The sequence below is a fragment of the Streptomyces sp. ICN903 genome (assembly GCF_022015835.1).
Classification (GTDB): domain Bacteria; phylum Actinomycetota; class Actinomycetes; order Streptomycetales; family Streptomycetaceae; genus Streptomyces; species Streptomyces fenghuangensis.
The window spans coordinates 1-18977 of sequence record NZ_JAKMAY010000091.1 but is presented as its reverse complement, the minus strand read 5'-3'; the positions used below and the strand labels follow the sequence as shown (position 1 = coordinate 18977).

Here is an 18977-nt window from a genome sequence, read left to right as displayed (position 1 = left end):
CGTCCTTCGCCGCCCCCCGCCCTCTCCCGGCCCGGCGGGGCCGGGAGGTGACCGTGTGCCAGACGGGCGGCCGACGGTGGCGCCTGCCGGGTGGTTTAGTCCATTCACCTGTACGGGGATTGTCGCCCGACGGGCCGCCCGGGACCGCAACCGCGCCCGTGGACAAGCGGGTTCACGCACCCGGGCCCGGTCGGTGCTACGCCGTTCGGCGGCCTCGGGAGCGGCCGCGAAGATGCGAGAAGGCCCGGGCTGACGTGTCCTCACATCTATGGCACCGCCGAATGGGAGGTCGAAGCGATGGCTGGACAGGGTGGACGTCGGCAGTGGACGCCGGACCGGCGTGGACTGGTGCTGCGCGGCGCGGCGCTGGCGGCGCTGGGAAGCGTTCCGTTCCTGGCGGGAAGAACCGCGGGAGCCGGGGGAGGGCGGCCGGGCGACGCCGCCCCGGTGGCCTTCTCGGCCGGGCAGGAGACGGCTCTGGGGCGCTGGTCCCGGCCGGTGGTGGGGGACTACCGGGTCTCGGCCGCCTACGGGATCCCCGGGAACTGGCAGGCGGGCCATCACACGGGCATCGACTTCGCGATGCCCGTCGGCACCCCCGTCTACGCGGTCGGCGCCGGCTCCGTGGTCTTCGCCGGCGAGGCCGGCGCCTACGGGAAGGCGGTGACGGTCAGGATGGACGACGGCTACTACGCCCTCTACGCGCATCTGTCGCGGATCTCGGTGAACGGCGGGGAGCGGGTGAAGGCCGGCAGCCCGGTGGGCAGCTCGGGGGCCACGGGCCGGGTCACCGGCCCCCACCTCCACTTCGAGGTGCGCAGCAAACGCGGCTACGGCTCGGACGTCGACCCCGTCGCCTACCTGGCCCGGCGCGGGGTGCAGTTGCTGTGACCCCCCGCCGCGCCCTTCGCGGCGTGGTTCCCGTCGCGCTCCCGCGGCCCGGGGAACGACGAAGGCCCGGTCCGCTGCCGCGGACCGGGCCTTGATCGTTCAGGGTGAGTAACGGGACTCGAACCCGCGACATCCTGGACCACAACCAGGTGCTCTACCAGCTGAGCTATACCCACCATGACCGGCGCTCGTGGTGCTTTCCGCACCGGCCGATAAGAGTGTACAGGGTCGCGAGCCCTGCCCGCGCACCCTTATGCCGTGTGGCCCCGGGAGGCCCCGTGTGGCCCCGGGGGGAGCTCCGCGGGGCCGGGGATCCTCAGCCCGGGGCCGGCAGCACGTGCCGGGCCGCGATCCTCCGCGCCGTCTCCGAGTCCGGACCGGGCGCGGGGACGAAGACCGCCTCGCGGTAGTAGCGCAGCTCCGCGATGGACTCCCTGATGTCCGCCAGCGCCCGGTGGTTGCCGCTCTTCTCCGGGCTGTTGTAGTAGGCCTTCGGATACCAGCGCCGGGCCAGCTCCTTGACCGAGGAGACGTCGACGATCCGGTAGTGGAGGTAGTCCTCCAGTGTCGGCATGTCGCGCATCAGGAAGCCGCGGTCGGTCCCGACGGAGTTCCCGCACAGCGGGGCCCGGCCGGGCTCGGGGACGTACTTCCTGACGTACTCCAGGACCCGCTGTTCCGCGTCCTCCAGCGTGGTGCCCCCGGCCAGCTCGTCGAGCAGGCCGGAGGCGGTGTGCATCTCGCGGACGACGTCGGGCATGGTGTCCAGCGCCCCGGCGGGCGGGCGGATCACGATGTCCACCCCGTCACCGAGCACGTTCAGCTCCGAGTCGGTGACCAGCGCGGCCACCTCGATGAGAGCGTCTTCGGACAGCGAGAGCCCGGTCATCTCGCAGTCGATCCACACCATGCGATCGTTCATGCGCCCCAGCCTACGGGGCCCGGCCGGGCGTACGGCCCCGCTGGGAGGGCAGCCGGGGGGTGTAGGTGTCGGAATCCGGTTTGCCGTGCTCGCCCCGTACGCCTCGCTCCGTCCGGTCGGCGCGCTCTCCCCGATCCCCTCTGTCCCCCCTGTCCCCTCTTTCTCCTCTCTCCGGGCGCGCGGTGTGGGCCGTGCAGTTCGCGGTGGACTCGGTCCCGGCCTGGTCGGCGCGCGCCTCCGGGGCGCGTTCCCCGCCGCCCTCCGGTCTGCCGGTGCGCGCCCGGTAGGCCGCCCGGTACGCCGCCGGCGAGGCGCCGAGCTGCCGCCGGAAGTGGCCGCGCAGCGCGACCGGCGAGCGGAAGCCGCAGCGTCCGGCGACCTCGTCGACCGAGTAGTCGGAGGTCTCCAGCAGCCGCTGCGCCTGGAGCACCCGCTGGGTGATCAGCCACTGCAGCGGCGCGCTGCCGGTCAGCGAGCGGAACCGGCGGTCGAACGTCCGCCGGCTCATGTAGGCCCGCGCGGCGAGCGTCTCCACGTCGAACTGCTCATGGAGGTGCTCCAGGGCCCAGGCCACGACCTCGGCGAGCGGGTCGGTGCCGATCTCCTCGGGTAAAGACCTGTCCAGGTAGCGCTCCTGACCGCCGTTGCCGCGCCGGGGCGGTACGACGAGGCGGCGGGCCAGGGCTCCCGCCGCCTCGGCGCCGTGGTCGGTGCGCACCACGTGCAGGCACAGGTCGATACCCGCCGCCGTGCCGGCGGAGGTGAGGATGTCCCCGTCGTCCACGAACAGCTCGCGCGGGTCTACGTGGACCGCCGGGTAACGCTTGGCCAGTGTCGGCGCGTACATCCAGTGCGTCGTCGCCGGGCGGCCGTCGAGCAGCCCCGCCGCGGCGAGCACGAACGCGCCCGTGCACAGGCCTATGATCCGCGCCCCCTCCTCGTGCGCCCGCCGCAGGGCGTCGAGGGCCGCAGAGGGCGGCGGCTGGGTGATGGAACGCCAGGCGGGCACGACGATCGTGCCCGCCCGGGAGAGCGCCTCCAGGCCGTACGGAGCGGTCAACTCCAGGCCTCCCGTGGTGCGCAGGGGTCCCTCTTCGCCCGCGCACACCAGAAGGCGGTAGCGGGGGACGCCGGCGTCCTGCCGGTCGATGCCGAAGACGGACAGCGGGATGGAGCTCTCGAAGATCGGGCCGCCGCCGAAGAGCAGTACGGCGACGATCTCGCGGCGGCGGCGCGCGGCCAGCTTGCGCGTCGTCCCAGGGCCGTGCGTTGGCTCCTGGCTCATGGAACTAAGCCCCCCTCAGTCGTCGCGTCCTTCCGGTCCTGCACGTTTCCCCCGCCGTGGTTAGCCAAGATCGAATCTACTGTGTCTGTCGAGGCTGACGGGACAAGTTCACCACTCACTGCTATGTCGACATGACAACTTGGCGTGAAGCGTTCGATCACGAAGCGTTCCACTCGTCGGCGCCCCTGGGAAGAACGCCTCGCTCCGTGGCCGTCTGTCCGCGGGGTGCACTTGTTCGCCTCGATTCTCCCCGCCCTGGTGGGCGGTGCGGGGTCAGCCTCTGGCAAGTTGTGTACCACGGCTGGAAGTTGGCCGAAAAGCGCGGGGGCTCAGAAAGCGGCGACCGGGGCTCTGGGGGCGTGCGCCGCACATCGGGGGGCGGACAGGGGCAGACGCCATCTGCTTCCGTGCGCCCCTGTGCGCCCCCATACCGCGCGGCCGCGGCGGTCCCGCTCCGGCTGGGCGCGGGCACCGTGCGGGGCCTGTCGGAAGGGTCCGTCGGAAGGGCCCGTCGGAAGGGCCCGTGGAAGGAGGCCGGAAGCCTGCCCCGGGGCAGGCCCGGGGCAGCCCCCGGGGAGAGGTCCGGGCGGCGCGGGGGCCGCCCCGGCATTGCGCAACGCCTGCCGCTCCGGCATGCTGCACCGGCAGTGACCGCAGCCTCTGGGCAAGGGGGGAGTGCCGTCGTACCCTCAGGGGTATGGGCTGAGGAACATGCTTCCAGGACGTATTCCTAGGCACACGTGACGTAACCGATGGCTGGACACGAGATCCCCGACCCCGCGGACCGCAAGCGGCTCGCCGATCCGGAGGCGACGCCCCGGGCGGCGGACGAGACACGCCACTCCTGCGATCCGGCGTTCCGGCACGGGGTCGTGGTGGGATTCGACGGCTCGGTCTCCAGTGAGCGGGCCCTGGCCTACGCCATCGGCATGGCCAGGCGCTCCGACTCCGGGCTGATCATCGTCCATGTCGCCAACCGGCTTCCGACGACCGTGTGGGCGGGCTGCGAGCCGCCGGTCTTCGTCGACGTCCCCGACCACCGCACCGAGGTGCTGGGTCTGGAGCTGGCCTGCGCGGACCATCTGTCCGAGGTCCCCTGGATCCTCGTCGAACGCGGCGGCGACATCTGCCACGAGCTGGAGGAGGTCGGCTGCGAGTACGAGGCCGACGCCATCGTCGTGGGCTCCACGCACGGCCTCGTCGGCCGGTTCTTCGGCTCGGTCGCGGGCCGCCTCGCCCGCCGCGCGCGGCGCCCGGTCGTCGTCATCCCCTAGGCCCTGTCCGGCAAGCCCTCCCAACTCGTCCCGAACGAGGGGCGGTCGGTGAATCCACTCCCGCCCGGAGGTGGATTGCGCGCTTGTGACGGGCATACAGACAGCATCATGCCGCCGCGCGGGAAGTGACGGTCCCGTGCCGGCGGCCCGCCGCCGGCGTGATGGGCGACGCCGGCGCAGGGAGGCGGTCCCCTCGTGCGCTTGGTGGCACGCATGAGGGGACCGCCCGCGCGTTCCGCCGCTCGCCGCGCCGGCTACTCCACCGTCACGGACTTCGCCAGGTTGCGCGGCCTGTCGATGTCCCGGCCCAGGGCCAGGGCCGTGTGGTAGGCGAGGAGCTGGAGCGGGACGCCCATCAGGATCGGGTCCAGCTCCACCTCGTTGCGCGGCACCACGATCGTGTGCTCGGCCTTCTCCTGCCCGGAGTGCGCCACGGCCAGGATTCGGCCGCCGCGGGCCCGGACCTCCTCCAGCGTGGCGCGGTTCTTCTCCAGCAGCTCGTCCTCGGGCAGCACCGCCACGGTCGGCACGGCGGGCTCGATCAGGGCCAGCGGACCGTGCTTGAGCTCGGAGGCCGGGTAGGCCTCGGCGTGGATGTAGGAGACCTCCTTGAGCTTCAGGGACGCCTCGCGCGCCACCGGGTAGCCGCGCACCCGGCCGACGAACATCATCGACCTCGCGTCCGCGTACTCCCGCGCCAGCTTCGCGATCTCCTCCTCCTTCTCCAGGATCTCGGCGATCTGGCCGGGCAGCCTGCGCAGACCGTCGATGATCCGCCGGCCGTCGGCCACCGACAGGTCGCGGATGCGGCCGAGGTGGAGGGCGAGCAGTGCGAAGGCGACGGCGGTGTTGGTGAAGCACTTGGTGGACACCACGCACACTTCCGGCCCGGCGTGCACGTACACGCCGCCGTCGGTCTCGCGGGCGATGGCCGAGCCGACGACGTTGACCACGCCCAGCACCCGCGCGCCCTTGCGCCGCAGCTCCTGGACGGCGGCCAGGGTGTCGTAGGTCTCCCCGGACTGGCTGACGGCGATGTAGAGGGTGTCGGGGTCCACCACCGGGTTGCGGTAGCGGAACTCGCTGGCGGGCTCGGCGTCGGCGGGCACCCGGGCCAGCTCCTCGATCAGCTGGGCGCCGATCAGGCCCGCGTGGTACGCCGAACCGCAGCCGAGGATCTTCACCCGGCGCACCCCGCGTGCCTCGCGGGCGTCGAGGTTGAGGCCGTCGAGGCGGACGGTGGCGAAGCGGTCGTCGATCCGGCCGCGCAGCACCCGGTCCACGGCGTCGGGCTGCTCGGAGATCTCCTTGTGCATGTAGGTGTCGTGGCCGCCCATGTCGTAGGACTGCGCCTCCCACTCCACCGTCGTGGGGACGGAGGAGGTGCGGCTGCCCTCGGTGGTGCAGGTGCGGTAGTCGCCGGCCTTGACGGTGGCCATCTCGCCGTCCTCCAGGGTGACCACCTGGCGGGTGTGGGAGACCAGGGCGGCCACGTCGGAGGCGACGAACATCTCGTGCTCGCCGATGCCGAGCACCACCGGGGAGCCGTTGCGGGCCACGACGATGCGGTCGGGGAAGTCGGCGTGCAGGACGGCGATGCCGTAGGTGCCCTCGATGTGGCGCAGCGCCTCGCGGACCCGCTCCTCCAGCGTCGGGGCCTGCGAGCGGCCGACGAGGTGGGCGAGGACCTCGGTGTCGGTCTCGGAGGCGAACTCCACGCCCTCGGAGGCCAGCCTCGCGCGCAGCTCCTCGGCGTTGTCGACGATGCCGTTGTGGACGACGGCCACCCGGCCGGAGGCGTCCCGGTGCGGGTGGGCGTTCTCGTCGCTGGGGGCTCCGTGGGTGGCCCAGCGGGTGTGGGCGATGCCGGTGGTGCCCGCGAAACGCTCGGGCAGGCGCGACTCCAGCTCGCGTACGCGGCCCTTGGCCTTGACCGTGCGCAGCCCCGCCGCCCGGCCGGTGCCGCTGCCGTGGACGGCGATGCCGGCGGAGTCGTAGCCCCGGTACTCCAGGCGCTGGAGGCCCTCCAGCAGGAGCGGGGCGGCCTCGCGCCCGCCGATGTATCCCACGATTCCGCACATACGGGGTCCTTAGGTTCGGTTCGGTTCGGGCGCCCGGTTCGCGGGCGCCCGGCTTCCGGACGGTTTCCGGGCGGCGGCCTGCGCCGCGGGCGGCCGTCAGCCGTAGACGATGCGGCGCAGCTGCCGCAGGGAGAGTCCGGGCGGGGCCACCGCGCGGTGCGGCAGCTCGGCCGCGATCCGCTCGAAGATCTCCTGGTTCGCCATCCCCCGGGACTGCAGTTCGCGGTGGCGGCGGCGCACGAACTCCTCGACGGTCTCGTCGAAGTACGCCAGGACGTCCAGGACCACCCGGGCCGCCTCGCCGCGCCGCAGCGGCGTGGAGCGGACGAGGTGGTCCACGAGGTCGTCATGGGCCGAGGGGTGTTCGAGCACTCGTAGATACTGAGGCCCGCGCTCGCTCTTGTGCAAGAAATCTGCCCGATATCGGGCAGGAGTGAGGCGGAAGGGGTGGAAGTCGGAGCCCGGAGCGGGCGAATGCCGGCGTCTCACCGCCCTCCCGCCGTCAGAAGCGGCGCAGTACGGCCTGCTTGGCCGCGGTGAACTCCTCCTCGGTGAGCACTCCCTCCCGGCGCAGCTCGCCCAGCTCGCGCAGCCGCCGCAGCAGGACGTCGTGGTCGGCCCCCTCGGGGGCGGATTCCTTCCCGGCCGCGGAACCGGCCCCGGCCCCGGCCTCGGTGCCGGCCCCGGCCTCGGTCCCGGCCCCGGGCCGCGGGCCTTCCGAGGGCGGCAGGGCGGGGGCGGACGCGGGGGCCGACGGGTGCGGCAGCCGGGCGGTGACGGCGGCGGCCAGCAGCACCGAGCTGACGTCCTTCGCCTGCCGCACTCCCCACAGCACCAGGCAGTTCGGATCGTGGTCGGGCTTGAGGACGGCATGGGAACCCTTGGGACGGAAGCGCAGGAAGCCGTTCTCCAGTCCGACCGCCGGGGACCACTCCACACCCGCCAGCTCGTGCAGCGCGAGCGTCCGCGGTCCGGCGGAGGACTTGCTCCCCTCGGCCACCCAGTTCCAGTCGATCCGCACCAGGTCCCCGTCGAAGGAGGCCGTACCGTCGGTGCCCTGCACCGTCAGCGGCACCGGCGGACCGGGCAGCAGATAGCGGTCGCACGGCTCGGCGACGGGGATCTGCTCCAGCAGCAGGGTGTTGCGCAGCTCGTCCGCGAAGTACTCGGCGACTCCGGCGCGGTCCGGCTCCACCTCGAGGCTGTACGGGTCGGCGGCGTCGGGCAGCCGTCCGCCGGCGGCCTGGAGGAGCGGATCGGCGCCGTGCCGCAGCCGCAGCCTCAGCCGCCCGGCCTTGCGGCCGGGCTCGTACGCGATCCCCGACACCGCCTCCAGCGGCACCGCCACCTCGCCCAGCAGCCTCCGCAGCCTGTGCACGCTCTTGTGGTGCCCCGGCACGATGCGCACCGTGCCGCCGTCGAACGTCCAGTTCCCCGCCCGCTGGAGTATCTCGGTCATGCGGTGATTGTCCCAGCCGCCGGACCGGACCCCCGCCCCCCGGCCCCGGCGCGTGCCGTTGCGTGCCGGCCCGGGTGTCCGTCAGTCCCAGTAGAGGCCGCGCAGACGTGAGGTGGCGATGGTCACCGGGGCGTCGTCGTCCGGATCGGCGGGGTAGTAGGCGGCCTCGAAGCGCAGCTTCTCGCTGCGCGCGATGCTGCCGGAGTGGTGGAAGTCGGCGTAGGTGTTCCCCGTGGTGCCGGCGCGCTCGATGATCCCGGACTCCCAGCGGGTGCCGTCCGTCCGCAGGTGGTAGAAGCGGCCCTGGATCGTGGACCCGGCCGGGAGGGCGGCGGTGAGATGCGCCATCACCTGGTAGCGCGTCGCACCGGTCAGGATGTCGGTGCCCTTGATGTCCAGGGTCTGCCACCGCCGGGGAGCGAGCCGGATGTCACTGGTCTGGTATTCGCCGATCACCTTGGGCACGTCGTCCTCCTCGCCCCGGTCCCAGCCGGGCCTGTGGTTCAGGCGCTCGCGTACGCGGGCGCGCATCGTGTTCATGGAGAAACCGCGCGGGTCGACCTTGCCGGGCTGCCACTCGAGGTGCCCGATCACGGACTCGGCCTTCCAGCCGTGGTGGCGGCAGAGCGCGGCCGCGGCGCGTTCGATGGCGTCCAGCTGGGCCGCGGGCCAGGGGTCGCGGCCGTCGCCGAGGTTCTCGCACTCGAAGCCGTAGAAGTGGCGGTTGCCGTCGGTGTTCGCCTCGTTGTCCGGGGGGAGGGGTCTTTCGGCGATGACGGCGCGCAGGACGTCGTCGTCGCCCATGCCCGCGTGGTTGGCGCGTCCGTGGCCGACCAGGTGGACCCGCCCGTCCTTGGTGATCACCCCGTGGCACAGCGGGCCCGGGAGCGTCGAGTAGCCCCTGCGGCAGATCTCGACCGTCCGGGCCGACCCGGAGGTCACCGTGTGGTGGACCATCACACCGTGCACCGGCCCCCACGAGCCCTTGTGGTTGCGGTTGTGCGTGCGCCAGCTGCCGACCTCGACGACCCTGAGCCCCTCCTTCTTGAGCGCGGCGACGAGTGCGCTCGCACCGATGGGAGTAGCCATATGTGTTCTCCCGACTACTTTTGGTGAGGTGCCTGTTCTCTTTCCTTACCCACTCCGGCGGGTGAGTCCGAAGGAGTGACCAAGATTTTTTGAAACCTCCCGCCGTCCTCCCCGGGGGACGCGGCTTCGCCTGTCCGCGTGTGGGGACTGTTCGACCCGAAGGGGCGAACAGTGTTAAGAATGGGCATGTGATCGGACTTTCCGACCGATCTCGGGACTCACTGCGCCGACTGCTCGGTGCCCGGCGTCCACCGGCAAAGCGGCACGGGGGCGGGAGAACGAAGGGCGGGGACTGCGGGGAGATGACCAGACGACCGCCGAAGCGGCAGCCGGGCTCGCTGCTGGGCGTGCGCAGTCTGGCGGGCCAGGTCTTCGTCCTCCAGGCCGTCCTCGTCCTCCTGCTCGTCGTCGCGGCCGTCGCGGCCCTGGTGGCGCAGGCGCGCAACGACAGCACGCGGGAGGCGCGCAACCGGTCGGTCGCGGTCGCCGAGGGGTTCGCCGGGGCGCCCGGCCTCCCCGCGGCGCTCAGGAGCGACGACCCCACCGCGCGGCTCCAGCCGCTCGCCGAAGGCGTCAGAGAACGTTCCGGCGTGGACTTCCTCGTGGTGACGGACACCGACGGCATCCGCTACACCCACCCCGAACCGGACCGGATCGGGAAGAAGTTCGTCGGCACCATCGAACCCGCGCTGCGCGGCGAGGTCGTCACCGAGGAGATCGTCGGCACCATCGGTCCCCTGGTGCAGGCGGTGGTCCCCGTCCGGGACTCGGACGGGGACATCGTGGGCCTGGTCTCGGCGGGCATCACCGTCGAGAGTGTCGAGGGCACCGCCGGAGGCCAGTTCCCGCTGCTCTTCGGCGCCTCCGCGGGAGCGCTGCTGCTGTCCATGGCGGGCACGGCGGTGGTCAGCCGGCGGCTGCTGCGGCAGACCCGCGGTCTGGGACCCGGCGAGATGACCCGCATGTACGAACACCACGACGCCGTGCTGCACGCCGTCCGCGAGGGTGTGCTGATCGCCGGCGCCGACGGTCGGCTGATGCTCGCCAACGACGAGGCACGCCGGCTGCTGGACCTGCCCCCGGACGCGGAGGGCCGCCCCGTCGCCGACCTCGGCCTCCCACCGCCCCTGGACGGGCTGCTGGCCTCCGGAAGGGTGGCCGTGGACGAGGTCCACATGGCCGGGGAGCGGATGCTGGCCGTCAACCAGCAGCCCGTGGACCGCTACGGAGCGCCTTCGGGCAGCGTGGCGACGTTCCGGGACACCACCGAGATGCGGGTGCTCTCCGAACGCGCCGAGGCGGCGGGCCGCAGGCTGCGGCTGCTGTACGACGCGGGCACGAGCATCGGCACCACCCTGGACATGGTGCGCACCGCCGAGGCGCTGGCGCAGGCCGCCGTGCCCCGGCTGGCCGACTTCGTCACCGTCGACCTGGCCGAACCGGTGCTGCGGGGCGAGGAGCCCGCCGGCGAGGCGGTGGACATGCGCCGTGTGGCCGCCGCCGGGATCCGGGAGGTTCCCTCCTTCTACGCCAGGGGAGACCTCATCAGGTTCGCCCCCTCCACCCCGCAGGCACAGGGCTACGGGACGGGACGGGCGGTCCTGGAGGCCGATCTGACCGGCGCCCCCGGCTGGCAGGCCCAGGACCCCGAGCGCAGCCGGGGGATCATGGAGGAGGGCGTCCACTCCCTGATCACGGCCCCCCTCCGGGCGCGCGGCATCGTTCTGGGACTGGTCACCTTCTGGCGCTCGGAGAAGCCCGAGCCGTTCGACGGCGACGATCTGTCCCTGGCCGAGGAACTGGTCGCCCGGGCCGCGGTCGCCGTCGACAACGCCCGCCGCTACACGCGTGAGCACACCATGGCCGCCGCGCTCCAGCGCAGCCTGCTGCCGCGTGCCCTGCCCGAGCAGGACGCGCTGGACGTCGCCTACCGCTATCTGCCCGCCCACTCGGGGGTGGGCGGCGACTGGTTCGACGTGATCCCGCTGTCCGGCGCCCGGGTGGCGCTGGTGGTCGGCGACGTGGTCGGCCACGGCCTGCACGCGGCCGCCACCATGGGGCGGCTGCGGACCGCCGTCCACAACTTCTCCGCCCTGGACCTGCCGCCCGACGAGATCATCGGGCACCTCGACGAACTGGTGAGCCGCAGCGACCAGGAGGGGGACGACGGGGACGGGACGCCGGACGACACCCACGGGATGATGGGCGCCACCTGCCTGTACGCGATCTACGACCCGGCCTCCCGGCGCTGCGTCATGGCACGGGCGGGGCATCCGCCTCCCGCGGTCGTCCGTCCCGACGGCACGGTGGAGTTCCCCGACACGCCCGTGAGCGCCCCCCTCGGGCTGGGGGTGCCGCCCTACGAGTCGGCCGAGATCGAACTGGCCGAGGGCAGCAGGCTGGTGCTGTACACCGACGGGCTGGTGGAGGACCGGGCGCGTGACATCGACGCGGGGCTGGACCTGCTGGCGCGGGCCCTGGCCGGGGCCGACCGCTCACCGGAGGAGACCTGCGACGCGGTGACCGGGGCGATGCTGGCCGAGCGCCCGCGCGACGACATCGCCCTGCTCGTCGCCCGTACCCGGGCCCTGGCCGCGGACCGGACGGCCTCCTGGGACGTGCCCTCCGACCCCGCCGCGGTCTCCGCCGTACGGGAGGGGGTCGCGCGGCGGCTGGCCGACTGGGGGCTGGAGGAGGCGGCCTTCACCACCGAGCTGGTCCTCAGCGAGCTGGTCACCAACGCCATCCGGCACGCCACCGGGCCGGTGCGGGTCAGGCTGCTCAGGGCGGAGCGGAGCCTGATCTGCGAGGTCTCCGACACCAGCAGCACCTCGCCGCACCTGCGCCGCGCGGCGACGACGGACGAGGGCGGGCGGGGGCTGTTCCTGGTGGCGCAGCTCTCCGAGCGCTGGGGCACCCGGTACACCGGGACCGGGAAGGTCATCTGGGCCGAGCAGCACCTGCCCCCGGCCTGACCGGCCCCACCGGTCCGATGGGAGCCGGCCGGCCCGGTGGGATCTGACCGGCCCGGCCGACCGTGCTGACCGGCCCGTCCTGCCCGGAGATGCGGGGCCGGGCGGGGTGGGGACGCCGTCGCCGACGCCCCCCGCCGGCCTGCCGGGCCACTCTGCCCGGTCCACCCGTCCCGCCCCGGCCCGCGCGGCCCGCGCCCGCTCAGGAGGCGGCGACGCCCAGCTCGCGGGCGATCAGCATGCGCTGGACCTCGCTGGTGCCCTCGCCGATCTCCAGGATCTTCGAGTCCCGCCACATGCGGGCCACCGGGTACTCGTTCATGAAGCCGTAGCCGCCGTGGATCTGGGTGGCCTCGCGGGCGTTGGTGACCGCGATCTCCGAGGAGTACAGCTTGGCGATGGCCGCCTCCTTCTTGAACGGCTCGCCCGCCAGCAGCCGGGAGGCCGCGTCCCGCCAGGCGATACGGGCGGTGTGGGCACGCATCTCCATGTCGGCCAGCTTGAACTGGATGGCCTGGTTGGCACCGATGGGACGTCCGAAGGCGTGGCGCTCCCCGGCGTACCGCACCGACTCGTCCACACAGCCCTGGGCCAGACCGGTGGCCAGCGCGGAGATGGCGATGCGGCCCTCGTCCAGGATGCGCAGGAACTGGGCGTAGCCGCGGCCCTCCTCGCCCAGCAGGTTGGCGGCCGGGACCCGGACGTCGGAGAAGGACAGCTCGCGGGTGTCCGAGGCGTTCCAGCCGACCTTGGAGTAGGGCGCGGCGACGGTGAAGCCCGGGGTGCCGGAGGGGACGATGATCGAGGAGATCTCCGGGCGGCCGTCGGGCTTCCGGCCGGTGACGGCGGTGACGGTGACCAGGCCGGTGATGTCGGTGCCGGAGTTGGTGATGAAGCACTTGGTGCCGTTGATGACCCACTCGTCGCCGTCGCGCACGGCGGTGGTGCGGGTGCCGCCCGCGTCCGAACCGCAGTCGGGCTCGGTCAGGCCGAAGGCACCGAGCATCTCGCCCGAGCACAGCTTCGGCAGCCACCGGCGCTTCTGCTCCTCGGTGCCGAAGCGGTAGACCGGCATGGCGCCCAGCGAGACGGCGGCCTCCAGGGTGATGGCGACGGAGGAGTCCACCCGGGCCAGCTCCTCCAGCGCCAGGCACAGGGCGAGGTAGTCGCCGCCCATGCCGCCGTATTCCTCGGGGAAGGGCAGGCCGAACAGGCCCATGCGGCCCATCTCGCGGACGATCTCGTAGGGGAACTCGTGGTTCTCGTAGAACTCCCCGATCTTCGGCGCGATGACGTCGTGAGCGAACTCCTCGACGGTGCGGCGCAGTTCCTCGTGCTCGGGGGAGAGGCGGTGGTCAAGGGACATGAGTGTCACTGCTCCTTGTGGGAGTCGCTGGAGACCTGGGTGCCGGGGGTGTCCTGGGTGCCGGGGGTGTCCCGGGCTTGCTGGGCGGAGAGGGCGCGGACCGTGCGGGACGGGCTGGGCCGGCCCAGCCGCTCGGCCATCCACACGCTGGTGGCGGTGAGGCGGCCGAGGTCGACCCCGGTGTCGATGCCGAGGCCGTGCAGCATCCACACCAGATCCTCGGTGGCGAGGTTGCCCGTGGCGCTCCTGGCGTACGGGCAGCCGCCGAGTCCGCCGGCGGAGGCGTCCACGGTGGTGACGCCGTGCCGGAGGGCGGCCAGGGTGTTGGACAGGGCCTGGCCGTAGGTGTCGTGGAAGTGGACGGCGAGGCGGCCGGTGGGCACGCCCGCGTCGTTCAGGGCCGTCAGCAGGGCGGTCACATGGCCGGGGGTGGCCACGCCGATGGTGTCGCCCAGGCTCAGCTCCTCGCAGCCGAGGTCGAGCAGGCGGCGGCAGACGCCGGCCACCTGCGCGATGGGCACCGGCCCCTCCCACGGGTCGCCGAAGCACATCGACAGATAGCCGCGTACCCCGGCGCCCGCCTCCCTGGCGCGGGCGACCACCGGCTCGAACATCGCCAGGGCCTCGTCGACGGTGCGGTTGAGGTTGGCCCTGGCGAAGGACTCGGTGGCACTGCCGAAGACGGCGATCTCGCGGACGCCGAGGGCCAGCGCCCGCTCCAGGCCGCGTTCGTTGGGCACGAGCACCGGCAGCCGTACGGCGTCGGCGCCCGCCCGGCCGGCGAGATCGGCCACGGTCGGGAACAGCTCCTCGGCGTCGGCCAGTTGGGGCACCCACTTGGGGTGGACGAAGCTGGTCGCCTCGATGGTGCGCAGCCCGGCTCCGGCCAGCCGGCGGATGAACTCCGCCTTCACCTCGACGGGCACGGTCGAGGGCTCGTTCTGCAGCCCGTCGCGCGCGCCCACCTCGTGGATGCGGACGCGGTCCGGAAGCCCCTCGGCCGGAACGGCCATGGGCAGACCCTCGATCATCGCGCGGCCTCCTTCTCGGAGTTCCCGGGCTTCCCGGGCTTCCCGGACTCCTCCGGCCCCTCCGACGGCGCGGAGTCCTTCGGCTCGACGACGGCGAGCACCTGGTCCATGGCGACCGTGCTGCCCGCGGTGACGTCCAGCTCGGTGACGACCCCGTCGCAGGGGGCGGCGATGACGTGCTCCATCTTCATCGCCTCCACCACCAGCAGGCTCTGGCCGGCGGTGACCTCCTCGCCGACAGCCGCCTTGACGACGGTGACCGTGCCGGGCATCGGCGCGGTCAGCGCGTCGGCGCCGTGCGTGCCCGGGCCGCCCCGCAGCGCCGCCTCGACCGGGTCGTGGTCGGCCAGGTGCCAGCTCTGCCCGTCGCGGCCGAGCCAGCGGCTGCCGCCGAAGCGGGCGTGGGTGAAGGAGTGGGTCACCCCGCCCCAGGTCAGCAGCGCGCGACCGGAACCCTCACCGGAGCCCCCATCGAAATCCACTTCGCCCTGCGCCCGCAGTGCGGCGCTCACCGGCTCGGCGTCCCCGATACGGACCTCGGCGCCGTCGGCCCGCCCGCGCACCCGCACGGCCACCGGCTCGTGGCCCGGTATCCGCAGGTGGTGAACCGTCCAGGCGGGCTCGCCGCCCAGCCGCCAGCCGGTCGGCGCGGAGAACGGGTCCGTCCAGCCGGCCGAGCCGCCGGTGGCGGAGGAGGCGGCGGAAGGCTCCAGAGCGGCGTGCCGCAGCAGCGCCGCCGCCGCGTACACCTCGTCCGGCACGGCCGAGGGCAGCAGCGAGGCGGCGTCGCGGTCCACCAGGCCGGTGTCCAGCTCGCCGGAGACCACCGCCGGGTGGGCCAGCAGGGCCCGCAGGAAGGCGGTGTTGGTGTCCACGCCCAGCACGGTCGTCTCCGCCAGTGCCGAGCGCAGCCGCCGCAGTGCGGAGGCCCGGTCCGGGCCGTGGGCGATCACCTTGGCGAGCATCGGGTCGTAGACGGTGCCCACCTCGGTGCCCTGCGCGAGCCCGGAGTCCGTGCGGACGCCCTCACCCGAGGGCTCCGAGAGCAGGTGGACGGTGCCGGCCGAGGGCAGGAAGTCCACCTTCCCGCCGGTGGCGCGCGCCGTCTCCGCGCAGATGCGGGCCTCCACCGCGTGCCCGGTCAGGCGGATGTCCTCCTGGCCGAAGGCCAGCGGCTCGCCGGCCGCCACCCGAAGCTGCCACTCCACCAGGTCCAGGCCGGTGATCAGCTCCGTCACCGGGTGCTCGACCTGGAGGCGGGTGTTCATCTCCATGAAGAAGTGGGCGGCCGGATCGCCGCCGGGGACGATGAACTCCACCGTGCCGGCGCCCCGGTAGCCGCAGGAGCGGGCGGCGCGTACGGCCGCCTCGCCCATCGCGGCGCGGGTGGCCGGATCCAGCAGCGGGCTGGGCGCCTCCTCGATGATCTTCTGGTGGCGGCGCTGGAGGCTGCACTCGCGCTCGCCCAGGTGGACCACGGTGCCGTGGCCGTCGGCCAGGACCTGGATCTCGATGTGCCGGGGCCGGTCGATCCACCGCTCCACCAGCAGGGTGTCGTCGCCGAAGGCGCCGCGGGCCTCGCGCCGCGCGGCGGCGATCTCCTCGGCCAGCAGCGCCTCGTCACGCACCAGCCGCATGCCCTTGCCGCCGCCGCCCGCCGAGGGCTTGAGCAGAACCGGAGTGCCGATCTCCAGTGCCGCGGCGGTCAGTTCGGCGTCGGTCAGTCCGCTGCCGCTGCTGCCGGGCACCACCGGCACCCCGGCGGCCCGTACCGTCTCCTTGGCGCGGATCTTGTCGCCCATCAGCTCGATGGCGTCGGCGGGCGGGCCGACGAAGACCATCCCGGCCGCCTCCACCGCGCGGGCGAAGGCGGCGTTCTCGGCGAGGAATCCGTAGCCGGGGTGGACCGCCTGTGCGCCCGTGCGCCGGGCGGCCTCCAGCAGCCTCTCGGCCGACAGATAGCTCTCGGAGGCCACCGCCGGGCCGATCCGCACCGCGGTGTCCGCCTCCCGTACGTGCCGGGCGTCGGCGTCCGCGTCGCTGAAGACGGCGACCGAGCGCACGCCCAGCCGTCGCAGCGTGCGGATGACGCGGACGGCGATCTCGCCGCGGTTGGCGACCAGCACCGTGTCGAACATGGAACGCATCCCCCTCACATCCGGAAGACGCCGTAGCCGGGCGCCGCGGGGTCCTTCTCGGGCAGTGGCGCGTTCGCGCACGCGGTGAGCGCGAGGCCGAGCACCGTGCGCGTCTCCAGCGGGTCGATCACACCGTCGTCCCACAGCCGCGCGGTGGCGTAGTAGGCGTTGCCCTGGGTCTCGTACTGCTCGCGGACGGGCGCCTTGAAGGCTTCCTCCTCCTCGGCGCTCCACTCCTCGCCGCGCGCCTCCAACTGGTCGCGCTTGACGGTGGCCAGCACCGAGGCGGCCTGCTCGCCGCCCATCACCGAGATCTTGGCGTTGGGCCACATCCACATGAAGCGCGGCGAGTACGCCCGGCCGCACATCGAGTAGTTGCCCGCGCCGTAGGAGCCGCCGACGACGACCGTCAGCTTGGGCACCCGGGTGCAGGCCACGGCCGTCACCATCTTGGCGCCGTGCTTGGCGATGCCGCCCGCCTCGTACTGACGGCCCACCATGAAGCCGGAGATGTTCTGGAGGAACACCAGCGGTATGCCGCGCTGGTCGCACAGCTCGATGAAGTGCGCGCCCTTCTGGGCGGACTCGGCGAACAGGATGCCGTTGTTGGCGACGATCCCCACCGGATGGCCGTGGATGCGGGCGAAGCCCGTCACCAGCGTCGTGCCGTACTCGGCCTTGAACTCCGCGAACCGGGAGCCGTCGACGACGCGGGCGATGACCTCGCGCACGTCGTAGGGGGTGCGCGAGTCCACCGGGACCGCGCCGTACAGCCCGGCCGGGTCGACCTTCGGCTCCTCCACCGGCTCCACCGGCCACGGCAGTGGGCCGCGGCGGGGGAGGGTGGCCACGATCTGCCGCACGATGCGCAGGGCGTGGGCGTCGTCCTCGGCGAGGTGGTCGGTCACCCCGGAGGTGCGCGAGTGGACCTCGCCGCCGCCCAGCTCCTCGGCCGTGACGACCTCGCCGGTGGCCGCCTTCACCAGCGGCGGACCGCCCAGGAAGATCGTGCCCTGGCCGCGCACGATCACGGCCTCGTCGCTCATCGCCGGCACGTACGCGCCGCCCGCCGTGCAGGAACCGAGGACGGCGGCGATCTGCGGGATGCCCGCGCCGGACATCCGGGCCTGGTTGTAGAAGATCCGCCCGAAGTGCTCGCGGTCGGGGAAGACCTCGTCCTGCATGGGCAGGAAGGCGCCGCCCGAATCCACCAGGTACACGCACGGCAGCCGGTTCTCCAGGGCCACCTCCTGCGCGCGCAGGTGCTTCTTGACCGTCATCGGGTAGTACGTGCCGCCCTTGACCGTGGCGTCGTTGGCGACGACGACCACCTCGCGGCCCGACACCCGCCCGATGCCGGCGATCACGCCGGCGGCCGGGGCCTGTCCGTCGTACATCCCGTCCGCCGCGAGCGGGGCCAGCTCCAGGAAGGGCGACCCCGGATCCAGCAGGGTGTCCACCCGGTCCCGCGGCAGCAGTTTGCCGCGCGCGGTGTGCCGCGCCCGTGCCCGCTCGCCGCCGCCCAGCCGTGCCGCGGCGAGCTTCTCGCGCAGCCGCGCGGCCAGCTCGCGGTGCGCGGCCTCGTTCGCCCTCGCCGCCTCTGACGCCGGATCCACGGCGCTGACCAGCGGAGGTGCCTGCTGCATGCCCTTCGAGCCCCCTTGCTCGGTTAGTGAGCGTTAACCTCGCCATCAGGTTAACGCCCGCTAACCCGGCTGTCTACAATTCCCCTATGACGACCAGGACCGACGCCCCCACCCGCCGAGAGCAGATCCTCGGCCAGGCCGCCCGCCTGTTCGCCGAGCGCGGGTTCCACGGCGTCGGCGTGGACGAGATAGGCGCGGCGGTCGGCATCAGCGGCCCCGGCCTCTACCGCCACTTCGCGGGCAAGGACGCGATGCTCGCGGAGCTGCTGGTGGGCATCAGCGAACGGCTGTACTCCGGCGGGCGCAGGTGCCTGGCGGAGTCCGGCGAGGCCGGCCTCGCGCCGGGAGCGACGCTGGACGCGCTCATCGGCCGCCACATCGACTTCGCCCTCGACGACCGCGCCCTGATCACCCTCCACGACCGCGAGCTGGACCGGCTGCGCGACAGCGACCGCAAGCTGGTGCGCCAGCTCCAGCGCCAGTACGTGGAGCTGTGGGTGGGCGTCGTGCGCCAGGTGCACCCGGAGCTGCCCGAGAAGGAGGCCCGCGCCTCCGTCCACGCCGTCTTCGGCCTGCTGAACTCCACGCCCCACCTGAGCCGCCCCTCCTCCCTGCCGGACCGCGACGCGGCGGCCGCCCTCCTGCACCGGCTGGCCCGCGGCGCCTTCGCCGCCGCGGCGGCGGGCGCGGCCGGGGACGGCGGCCCGGACGGCGGATCCGGCGGCCCGGTGGGCGGCGCGTACCGCGTGGACGGCGGTACGGCGGGCGCCGGGCCGCGCACCGAGGGTTGAGCCCCCGGCCCAGGCCCCTGTCCCTGCCGTAC

13 protein-coding genes, 1 tRNA gene and 1 pseudogene are annotated in these 18977 nt (G+C 73.3%); 4 read left to right on the top strand and 11 right to left on the bottom strand.

Annotation, left to right across the window (positions count from 1 at the left end; genetic code table 11):
- The first annotated feature begins 297 nt into the window (after positions 1-297).
- Entirely contained in the window at positions 298-891 is a 594-nt protein-coding gene (locus L7D48_RS29300) for a M23 family metallopeptidase (RefSeq protein WP_279949980.1), read from the top strand.
- A 103-nt stretch (positions 892-994) separates the two neighbouring features.
- Here L7D48_RS29300 and L7D48_RS12140 read toward each other — a convergent pair.
- The 3 genes from L7D48_RS12140 to L7D48_RS12130 all read right to left on the bottom strand — a co-directional run bounded on the left by L7D48_RS12140 (position 995) and on the right by L7D48_RS12130 (position 3098).
- Positions 995-1067 (bottom strand) — tRNA-His (locus L7D48_RS12140).
- Positions 1068-1207: 140 nt separating this feature from the next.
- Entirely contained in the window at positions 1208-1813 is a 606-nt protein-coding gene (gene orn / locus L7D48_RS12135) for an oligoribonuclease (RefSeq protein WP_237879299.1), read from the bottom strand.
- Between the two features lie 10 nt (positions 1814-1823).
- Positions 1824-3098 (bottom strand): helix-turn-helix domain-containing protein, encoded by a 1275-nt coding sequence (locus tag L7D48_RS12130; RefSeq protein ID WP_237879297.1) that lies wholly within the window; start codon positions 3096-3098, stop codon positions 1824-1826.
- Positions 3099-3850: 752 nt separating this feature from the next.
- Between L7D48_RS12130 and L7D48_RS12125 the strand changes: the two genes are divergently transcribed.
- Positions 3851-4372 carry a universal stress protein gene (locus tag L7D48_RS12125; RefSeq protein WP_093849957.1) on the top strand — a complete coding sequence of 174 codons (522 nt, stop codon included), beginning with the start codon at positions 3851-3853 and terminating at the stop codon, positions 4370-4372.
- 254 nt (positions 4373-4626) lie between these two features.
- On the opposite strand, the gene glmS is transcribed toward L7D48_RS12125, so the two are convergent.
- The 4 genes and pseudogenes from glmS to L7D48_RS29430 form a co-directional block, all read right to left on the bottom strand.
- Positions 4627-6453, bottom strand: coding sequence for a glutamine--fructose-6-phosphate transaminase (isomerizing) (gene glmS, locus L7D48_RS12120; RefSeq protein ID WP_237879296.1), 1827 nt, complete (start codon positions 6451-6453; stop codon positions 4627-4629).
- A gap of 96 nt (positions 6454-6549) precedes the next feature.
- A complete protein-coding gene (locus L7D48_RS12115; protein ID WP_237879294.1) occupies positions 6550-6825 on the bottom strand; it encodes a hypothetical protein in 276 nt (91 codons plus the stop codon).
- A 130-nt stretch (positions 6826-6955) separates the two neighbouring features.
- Positions 6956-7912 carry a DUF4429 domain-containing protein gene (locus tag L7D48_RS12110; RefSeq protein ID WP_237879292.1) on the bottom strand — a complete coding sequence of 319 codons (957 nt, stop codon included), beginning with the start codon at positions 7910-7912 and terminating at the stop codon, positions 6956-6958.
- A 504-nt stretch (positions 7913-8416) separates the two neighbouring features.
- A pseudogene (locus L7D48_RS29430) lies at positions 8417-9001 on the bottom strand (N-acetylmuramoyl-L-alanine amidase); the annotation flags it as partial.
- Between the two features lie 302 nt (positions 9002-9303).
- Between L7D48_RS29430 and L7D48_RS12100 the strand changes: the two are divergent.
- On the top strand, positions 9304-11976 hold the full coding sequence (locus L7D48_RS12100) for a SpoIIE family protein phosphatase (protein ID WP_237879288.1): 2673 nt from the start codon (positions 9304-9306) through the stop codon (positions 11974-11976).
- A 199-nt stretch (positions 11977-12175) separates the two neighbouring features.
- Here L7D48_RS12100 and L7D48_RS12095 read toward each other — a convergent pair whose 3' ends face one another.
- Genes L7D48_RS12095 through L7D48_RS12080 form a run of 4 tightly spaced genes read right to left on the bottom strand, consistent with a single transcriptional unit; the run spans position 12176 to position 18154 of the window.
- Positions 12176-13339, bottom strand: coding sequence for an acyl-CoA dehydrogenase family protein (locus tag L7D48_RS12095; protein ID WP_237879286.1), 1164 nt, complete (start codon positions 13337-13339; stop codon positions 12176-12178).
- 5 nt (positions 13340-13344) lie between these two features.
- Positions 13345-14370 (bottom strand): hydroxymethylglutaryl-CoA lyase, encoded by a 1026-nt coding sequence (locus L7D48_RS12090; protein ID WP_237879284.1) that lies wholly within the window; start codon positions 14368-14370, stop codon positions 13345-13347.
- Positions 14367-16508 carry a biotin carboxylase N-terminal domain-containing protein gene (locus tag L7D48_RS12085; RefSeq protein WP_237879282.1) on the bottom strand — a complete coding sequence of 714 codons (2142 nt, stop codon included), beginning with the start codon at positions 16506-16508 and terminating at the stop codon, positions 14367-14369. The genes L7D48_RS12090 and L7D48_RS12085 overlap by 4 nt, the downstream gene beginning before the upstream one ends.
- A gap of 14 nt (positions 16509-16522) precedes the next feature.
- Positions 16523-18154, bottom strand: a complete 1632-nt coding sequence (locus L7D48_RS12080) for a carboxyl transferase domain-containing protein (protein WP_237879280.1) — start codon at positions 18152-18154, stop codon at positions 16523-16525.
- 86 nt (positions 18155-18240) lie between these two features.
- Here L7D48_RS12080 and L7D48_RS12075 point away from each other — a divergent pair, with 86 nt between their 5' ends.
- A complete protein-coding gene (locus L7D48_RS12075) occupies positions 18241-18945 on the top strand; it encodes a TetR/AcrR family transcriptional regulator (RefSeq protein ID WP_237879278.1) in 705 nt (234 codons plus the stop codon).
- Positions 18946-18977 lie beyond the last annotated feature (32 nt).

Excerpts from the sequence above, each read along its gene's own strand:
- L7D48_RS29300 (WP_279949980.1), top strand. The coding sequence starts at position 298 with ATGGCTGGACAGGGTGGACGTCGGCAGTGGACGCCGGACCGGCGTGGA.
- orn (WP_237879299.1), bottom strand. The coding sequence starts at position 1,813 with ATGAACGATCGCATGGTGTGGATCGACTGCGAGATGACCGGGCTCTCG.
- L7D48_RS12130 (WP_237879297.1), bottom strand. The coding sequence starts at position 3,098 with ATGAGCCAGGAGCCAACGCACGGCCCTGGGACGACGCGCAAGCTGGCC.
- L7D48_RS12125 (WP_093849957.1), top strand. The coding sequence starts at position 3,851 with ATGGCTGGACACGAGATCCCCGACCCCGCGGACCGCAAGCGGCTCGCC.
- glmS (WP_237879296.1), bottom strand. The coding sequence starts at position 6,453 with ATGTGCGGAATCGTGGGATACATCGGCGGGCGCGAGGCCGCCCCGCTC.
- L7D48_RS12110 (WP_237879292.1), bottom strand. The coding sequence starts at position 7,912 with ATGACCGAGATACTCCAGCGGGCGGGGAACTGGACGTTCGACGGCGGC.
- L7D48_RS12100 (WP_237879288.1), top strand. The coding sequence starts at position 9,304 with ATGACCAGACGACCGCCGAAGCGGCAGCCGGGCTCGCTGCTGGGCGTG.
- L7D48_RS12095 (WP_237879286.1), bottom strand. The coding sequence starts at position 13,339 with ATGTCCCTTGACCACCGCCTCTCCCCCGAGCACGAGGAACTGCGCCGC.
- L7D48_RS12090 (WP_237879284.1), bottom strand. The coding sequence starts at position 14,370 with ATGATCGAGGGTCTGCCCATGGCCGTTCCGGCCGAGGGGCTTCCGGAC.
- L7D48_RS12085 (WP_237879282.1), bottom strand. The coding sequence starts at position 16,508 with ATGTTCGACACGGTGCTGGTCGCCAACCGCGGCGAGATCGCCGTCCGC.
- L7D48_RS12080 (WP_237879280.1), bottom strand. The coding sequence starts at position 18,154 with ATGCAGCAGGCACCTCCGCTGGTCAGCGCCGTGGATCCGGCGTCAGAG.
- L7D48_RS12075 (WP_237879278.1), top strand. The coding sequence starts at position 18,241 with ATGACGACCAGGACCGACGCCCCCACCCGCCGAGAGCAGATCCTCGGC.